Raw genomic sequence first — 6033 nt, 5'->3', positions numbered from 1 at the left:
TCGCAAGCTACGGTGTTGCCCTCTTCTCGCAGGTCAGCTCGTCAAAGCCATCCTCGTTCTTCAACTCCGTGAAGCAGGATGAAAAGCGTTCACTGGCATGAGTTTCAACGCCTGTAACGGCGGCAGTCGAGAGCCCTGCCGGTGGCCATGGGCCGCACCGCCGACGCTTCCGTCAGCTGAGCGTCCACTCGCCCTTCTGATCAGCGAACCCAGAGTCCAGCGCGAACTGGAACTTGCCCAAACCCGCCTTCTCCGGCACCTCGAACACGATCACACCCTTACGAGTATCGCCGGTATTGATCGTCGAAGAACCGCCGAACTCTTGCCCTTCCCGCACATCCGAGTAGGTAGACCGGTACTGCTGCCCCTCCGCATCGATCAGCGTCGCACCGTTCGTCGGAGAGTCGTCGTACACCGCCTGACCTGAGTTCACCAACGTCAGCTCAATGGCAACCAGCTTGCTGCCCGTCTCCGGCTTCGAAAACTGGTCCGGAGTCGCCGGGTCCACCACTCTGGTCACCGTAACCGTCATCTTCAGGCCCGGGTCCCGTCCCTCGAGGGTGAGGGAGCCGCCAACCGTCGCAGAAGACGGGCCCGCCGGCTGTTCCTCCGGCACACTGGCCGGCGGCTCCGCCGTATCCGTCTCCTGTCCCGGGGCGGCCGTCTCCGGTTGGGACGAGAGCACCCCGTTGAGCGGCTCGTCCGCTTGAGTCACGACTACTTCCCTACTGGCGGACTGCCCGAGCACCGCCACCACGGCCGCGCACCCGCCCAGCAGCAGGAGTGGAATCCCGATCGCGAGCAGAACGATCAGCGCGGTGTTGTTCCGCCGCGGCGGCGGAGGCGGAGGCATGGTGGGCGGCTGATAGCCGTACCCGTAGCCCGGCTGCGGGCCGCTGTGGCCGTATGGATGCTGGGTGGGGTACTGCGGGCCGGACTGCCCGTACGGATCTTGCGGCTGCTGCGGGTAGCCCATGGCGCGACTCCAAGCGTGGGGATGGCCCTGTGAGACGCCTCAGGCATCCTTCCGGTTGACATGCAACACCCCATATGTCCGGGCCCTGACAACTCAGGTGTGCCCGCCGTAGCTTCCTGCACGAGGTCGGCGACGGCGTGCTCGTCGTCACCGGCTCATGACGTCCGGGCTCCACTGAAGGGCGGGCGGTGCAGCCAGGTGGTCCAGCGCCAGAGCCACTCCAGGGGCCCCTGGCGGTAGTGGCGTAGCCAGAGGGCGCTGAACAGCCACTGGGTCAGGAGGATGGCCCCCGCGGTCCAGTACGCCGTCTCCAAGGACTGGCCGATCGGCAGGCCGAGGACACGACTGGCAACCAGTACGAGGAGTGTGGCGGTCAGGTAGTTGGTCAGCGCCATCCGGCCCAGTGGCGCGAAGACGAACTGCAGCACCGGTCGCAGCGGCGTTCGGAGCAGGAGCAGCAGGCCGCACACGTACACGCCGACGAGCAGCAGGTCGGCGAGGCTCGTCACGGAGGGCAGGTGCGTCGTGGCGCCCACGGCCCGCAGGCCGGCCTTCGCCCACAGGGCGGTAGCCAGTGCCGCCGCGAAGAGCAGGCCCAGCAGGAGCGGCCCTCGGGTGGACTGCTCGATCCGCTCGATCACGCCATAGCGGACCAGGGCCGAGCCGAGGACGAAGAGCCCGGCGATCAGCAGGGGCCCGCCCATGCCGAAAATTATCGCCGCCGGGATGAGTGCCGCGGCGAGGCTGGCCATGGCCCACCGCGGCAGCCAGGTCGAGGGCAGCAGCACCAGCATGCCGACGATGGCGTAGATGGTGAGGATCTCGCCTGGCCAGAGCAGCATGTGTACGAGACCGATCGCGAGCAACGCCAGGAGCCGGCGCAGCAGGACCAGGCGGGGGCGGGGGGCGCGGTTCGCGGCGGAGTTCAGCAGCAGCGCGAACCCGATGCCGAACAGCAGCGAGAAGATCGGCAACCCCAGCCAGGGGTCCCAGTCGCCCATGGGCTGCACCACGACGGCGGAGGCGCCGGTGGCTATGAGCTGGATGTTGGCGAGCAGGATCTCGCACAGCGCGAACCCGCGCAGCACGTCGAGCGCGATGATCCGGGGCCGCCCCAGGGACGGGAGGCGGTGGCTGGACGGGGCCTCGGGGAGGTCTTCGCGTGGCATGGGGCCTCATCCTGTACGGCCTCCCGGGGGACGGCACCGGTCCAAAGCAGGATCCGGCGCGTCCGGGATCGTCCTTTCGGCCGGTTCGATGAGGACGAGGCACAGCCGGTCAGGTCAGCTACTCGCTGAAAGTCGTTGCCGGGCCGCCTCCCACGGCCGCATCCCGCCGTCTTCGCCGGCGTCCTCCTCGTACCAGCCCGTCCCCGAAAGCCACGTCTCCAGCCAGCCGGCCAGCCCTTCGGCGTCGACGTACCACGCCTGGGACCACTCGTCGTCGACGCCGTTCGGCTCGAAGAGCAGCACGGCGCCCTCGGCGCTGCGGCAGTCCACGGCGGCGAACATGCCGCATCCCCAGTCGAGGACCGGCAGGACGTCCGCAGGCCAGTGCGGAGCCCCGTCCGCAAGCTCCTCGCGTTCCTCGCGGTAGACACTGACCGCGGTACGGCCTTCGCCCACGAGCGGAAGGAGCTGGTAGTCGGGGCCGAAGCCGCCGTTGGCCACCTCGCGGTAGAGCCGGACGAGCAGAGGGGGAAGGCTGAACCCCAGGGTGCTCTCCGCCTGCGCCACCTCCTCGGCCGTGGCAGGGGGAGGCAGCTGCTGCTCCGCGGTCGCGTACGCCTTCGCCCGCACCCGCTGAAGAAGGTCGTCCAGGTTCGTCACGGCGATGATGCTGCCATCCGGCCCCGACATTCTCGGCTGTCAGGCGGAGGGAGCAGAGCGGTGGAGGCGATCCCAGGCGAAGCGCCGGCGTTCCGCTGGCAGCCCCTGGTCTCTCATGGCCCGATCCAGCAGGTCCACCTCACACCCGTGCGCGCTCAGGTGGCGGAGAAGGGGCTCGTACCGGTCGGCTCTGTCCCGTACGAGCTCCGTCGCCAGCCGTAGCTCCAGCCGAACCGCGGGGACCCGGTGCGAGCCGCATGCGACCCATACGTAGTGCTGCCACGGGCCGCGCCCGATGCATTCCATCCCGTCGGAGTCGAACGGTTTCTCGACGGTGCTCATCTCCACCTTGACCCCGCGCACCTCGTACCTGGCGAAGTATTGCGAGGACTCCGGAATCCACGAGGCGGCGTAAAGGCAGGGAAACGAGGCGAGCGCGGCGCCGAACGTGTCGACGTCCTCCCGCCGCGCCACCAGAAGGTCGATGTCACCGACAGGAAGGTGAACCCCCTGAAGAAGGGCCGCGCTCGTGCCCCCCAGGCGGTAGGTGATGTCGGCGCCAGCAGCTCGCATGGTGGTGAGCACCGTGTCCAGCGCCGCAGTGATGTCCGCCAGTTGGGGATGTGTTCCGCCGTTGTCCATGAGGCGCAGCGTAAGAGCCTGAGGATCCACTATGTCAGCGCACCGGGGAGCCTTTTCCGAGTGAGGGCGGGCCTACACTCGGCGCGCATGCGACTGAAGGCGATCTTGGCGCTGTTCGCTGTGTACGCCGTCACGGCGGCGCCTGAGTTCCTGCCGGGCGAGTGGCGGGTGATCGTGCAGCCCGCGACGAGCGACGCCGCCGAGGTCTACTACCAACCGGTTTCACCCGTGCTGCTCCGGTCACACGAGGGCATCGAGCCCTTCCAGGACGCCCAGCAAGCCGCCCTGCGACGGGCCGAGCTCCACCCGCACGATCTGGCTCCGCCGTACATCCTGTACGAGCCGTACCGGCTGGTCGCGCCCTACGTCACCGCGCGAGGACGCACGCTGGCCTCTCCCCCGATCTCCGGGGTGAGCCGGTCGGACGGGAAACCCGTTCCGTACGTGATCGTGCCCCAGGTCCGGCCGGCGGAGAACAGCCAGGCGGAACTCACCGCGCTGATGGAGGCGGAACGCGGTCCGATCGACGAACCGGAAGTGTGGGGCATGGGAATCAGGCCGGAGCTCAACCGGATCGTCCTCCAGACCAATGCCTTCGATCAGGGCTTACGCCGCCGGATCGCCAAGCAATACGGCGGACTCGTCACCATCGAATGGGACCCCTCCGGCCAACGCCCGCAGCTCGACTGAGGATTAGGAGGCGACCGGCGTGAAACACTCCACGGCGTGCGCGAATATCTGTACCTCGTTCTCACGGCAGCGGTGGCGACGTACATCCTCGTGCCACTCGTTCGCAGATTCGCCGTCTCCATAGGCGCGATGCCCGAGGTCAGAGAGCGTGACGTGCATGCCACCCCGACGCCCCGGCTGGGCGGGCTGGCCATGTGCGCGGGTTTGGTGACGACCCTTCTGATCGCCGCTCGGCTCGACAAGTCGGGCGCCAAGCTCGCGGACAGCGATTTCCTTTACGGGCTGGTCATTTCCTGCGTCGTCATCGTGGCTCTCGGCTTTCTTGACGACTGGCTGGGTCTCGGCTCGCTCGCGAAGCTCTGTGGGCAGATCGCCGCAGGTGGAGTGCTGTCCTTCTTCGGAATCAGGCTACCGTGGATACCGCTCCCCAACGGGGCGACGTACATACTCGACAGCACGCTGAGCACGATAGTCACCATCGGCATCGTCGTGGCCATCATCAATTCGCTGAACTTCGTCGACGGGCTCGACGGCCTGGCCGCGGGCATAACAACGATTGCCGCGGCCGGGGTATGGCTTTATTCGATCATGCTTTCCCAGCATCTGAGCGGCGATCGCATTCAGGTGACCGCCATCATGTCCGCCATTCTGATCGGCGTCTGCCTAGGGTTCCTGCCGCACAACTTTCACCCCGCGCGGATTTTCATGGGCGACACAGGCTCCATGCTCCTGGGGCTGGTGCTTGCGACCTCCATGGTGCTGGTGACATCGGATATCGCGCCGGACGCGGTTGCCGAGGTGAACCGCTTTCCGATGGTCATTCCCCTTGTCCTGCCCGTTGCGCTGATCGCCGTGCCTCTCATAGACCTTTTGAGCGCCGTCATACGCAGGACGTCCCACGGGAAATCCCCGTTCGCCCCGGATCGGGGGCACCTTCACCACGTCATTCTGGACAGCGGACACTCCCACACCCGGACGGTGCTCATTCTCTACGCCTGGGCAGGCATCTTCACGTTCGGCGTGGTGGCCCTCGCCCTGGGCGGTGTTCCGCTGGTCGTTCTCCTGGTCGCAGTAGTGTTCGCGCTGCTGGTCCTGGCGCTCACCCTTCACCCTCGCCTGCGCGCCGCGAGTGATTCCGCAGCTGCACGGGAACACAGGGGCGCAACGCGCCCATAGGCCCCAGCTCGTGGTCGGGGCGGAATGAGCCTTCAGGGCTTCTTGCGGGGTCCTGGGTGCAGGTCAGTGAGCAGGGCGTCCCTGGAGGCGGTGGCGGCTTCCTCGGCCGTGCTGATGGCCTGCAGGATGGCGGCGGCGAGGTTGGTGGCGTCCAGGCGTCGTCGGGTGCGTGGGGAGATGTCCAGGCGGGTGAGGGCGCCGAGGGCGTCGGTGACGGCAACGATGCCGCCGTCGTCGGCCCGGCCGGTGAACTCGGCGGCGCTCCACTCGTCCACCCGCGCCTCCGCTCGTGCGGCGGCGGCGATCAGCTCCTCCAGGCGCGCGTTCGCGTCCTGCATGCGTTCACTCCCCCTTCAGCACGTTGCGGATGTAGCCCTCCAGCGGGTCGGCCGCGCTGCCGGCGGCGCCCGGGACGCTCAGGCCCTCGATGACCTCCTCCAGCCGCTCCCCCATCGTGGCGTGGGCGGCGGCGATCGCGTCCAGCACGGCCTGGGCGAGCCGCAGGTGGTCCAGGTCGCGGGAGAGGCGCGGGTCGATGGTCAGGGCGCGCAGGCGTCCGCCGCCGGACACCACGGCGCGTACGGCCCCGCTCGGGTCCGTGCCTTCCAGGCGTTCCTGCTGCAGGTCGCTCATCGCCCCGGACAGCGCGCCGGCCCAGCTCTCGGCCTCGCGCAGCAGCCCGGAGAGGTTGTCGGGCCGCCCATCTGCGAACGATTCCAC

Annotated in this window: 8 protein-coding genes; 2 read left to right on the top strand and 6 right to left on the bottom strand. The window is 68.1% G+C overall.

What is annotated here, in order from left to right; genetic code table 11:
• Positions 1-172: 172 nt before the first annotated feature.
• From AB0G11_RS36235 to AB0G11_RS36220, 4 genes are all read right to left on the bottom strand, one after another.
• On the bottom strand, positions 173-976 hold the full coding sequence (locus AB0G11_RS36235) for a DUF4352 domain-containing protein (protein ID WP_357591245.1): 804 nt from the start codon (positions 974-976) through the stop codon (positions 173-175).
• Between the two features lie 155 nt (positions 977-1131).
• Positions 1132-2145 carry a DUF418 domain-containing protein gene (locus tag AB0G11_RS36230; protein ID WP_357591244.1) on the bottom strand — a complete coding sequence of 338 codons (1014 nt, stop codon included), beginning with the start codon at positions 2143-2145 and terminating at the stop codon, positions 1132-1134.
• A gap of 114 nt (positions 2146-2259) precedes the next feature.
• Complete coding sequence (locus tag AB0G11_RS36225; protein WP_357591243.1) at positions 2260-2805, bottom strand: SMI1/KNR4 family protein; 546 nt, start codon at positions 2803-2805, stop codon at positions 2260-2262.
• Between the two features lie 39 nt (positions 2806-2844).
• Positions 2845-3447, bottom strand: coding sequence for a hypothetical protein (locus tag AB0G11_RS36220; RefSeq protein WP_357591241.1), 603 nt, complete (start codon positions 3445-3447; stop codon positions 2845-2847).
• An 87-nt stretch (positions 3448-3534) separates the two neighbouring features.
• Here AB0G11_RS36220 and AB0G11_RS36215 point away from each other — a divergent pair, with 87 nt between their 5' ends.
• Positions 3535-4137, top strand: a complete 603-nt coding sequence (locus AB0G11_RS36215; protein ID WP_357591239.1) for a hypothetical protein — start codon at positions 3535-3537, stop codon at positions 4135-4137.
• 36 nt (positions 4138-4173) lie between these two features.
• A complete protein-coding gene (locus tag AB0G11_RS36210; RefSeq protein ID WP_357591237.1) occupies positions 4174-5313 on the top strand; it encodes an MraY family glycosyltransferase in 1140 nt (379 codons plus the stop codon).
• 32 nt (positions 5314-5345) lie between these two features.
• On the opposite strand, the gene AB0G11_RS36205 is transcribed toward AB0G11_RS36210, so the two are convergent.
• Together AB0G11_RS36205 and AB0G11_RS36200 are read right to left on the bottom strand one after the other, a co-directional pair.
• On the bottom strand, positions 5346-5651 hold the full coding sequence (locus tag AB0G11_RS36205; RefSeq protein WP_357591235.1) for a YbaB/EbfC family nucleoid-associated protein: 306 nt from the start codon (positions 5649-5651) through the stop codon (positions 5346-5348).
• A gap of 4 nt (positions 5652-5655) precedes the next feature.
• A complete protein-coding gene (locus AB0G11_RS36200; protein ID WP_357591233.1) occupies positions 5656-6033 on the bottom strand; it encodes a YbaB/EbfC family nucleoid-associated protein in 378 nt (125 codons plus the stop codon).

Origin of the sequence: Nonomuraea sp. NPDC023979 (genome assembly GCF_040639085.1) — a bacterium.
Classification (GTDB): domain Bacteria; phylum Actinomycetota; class Actinomycetes; order Streptosporangiales; family Streptosporangiaceae; genus Nonomuraea; species Nonomuraea ceibae.
The sequence above is the reverse complement of the archived record's forward strand: the minus strand, read 5'-3'. Positions and strand labels throughout refer to the sequence as shown.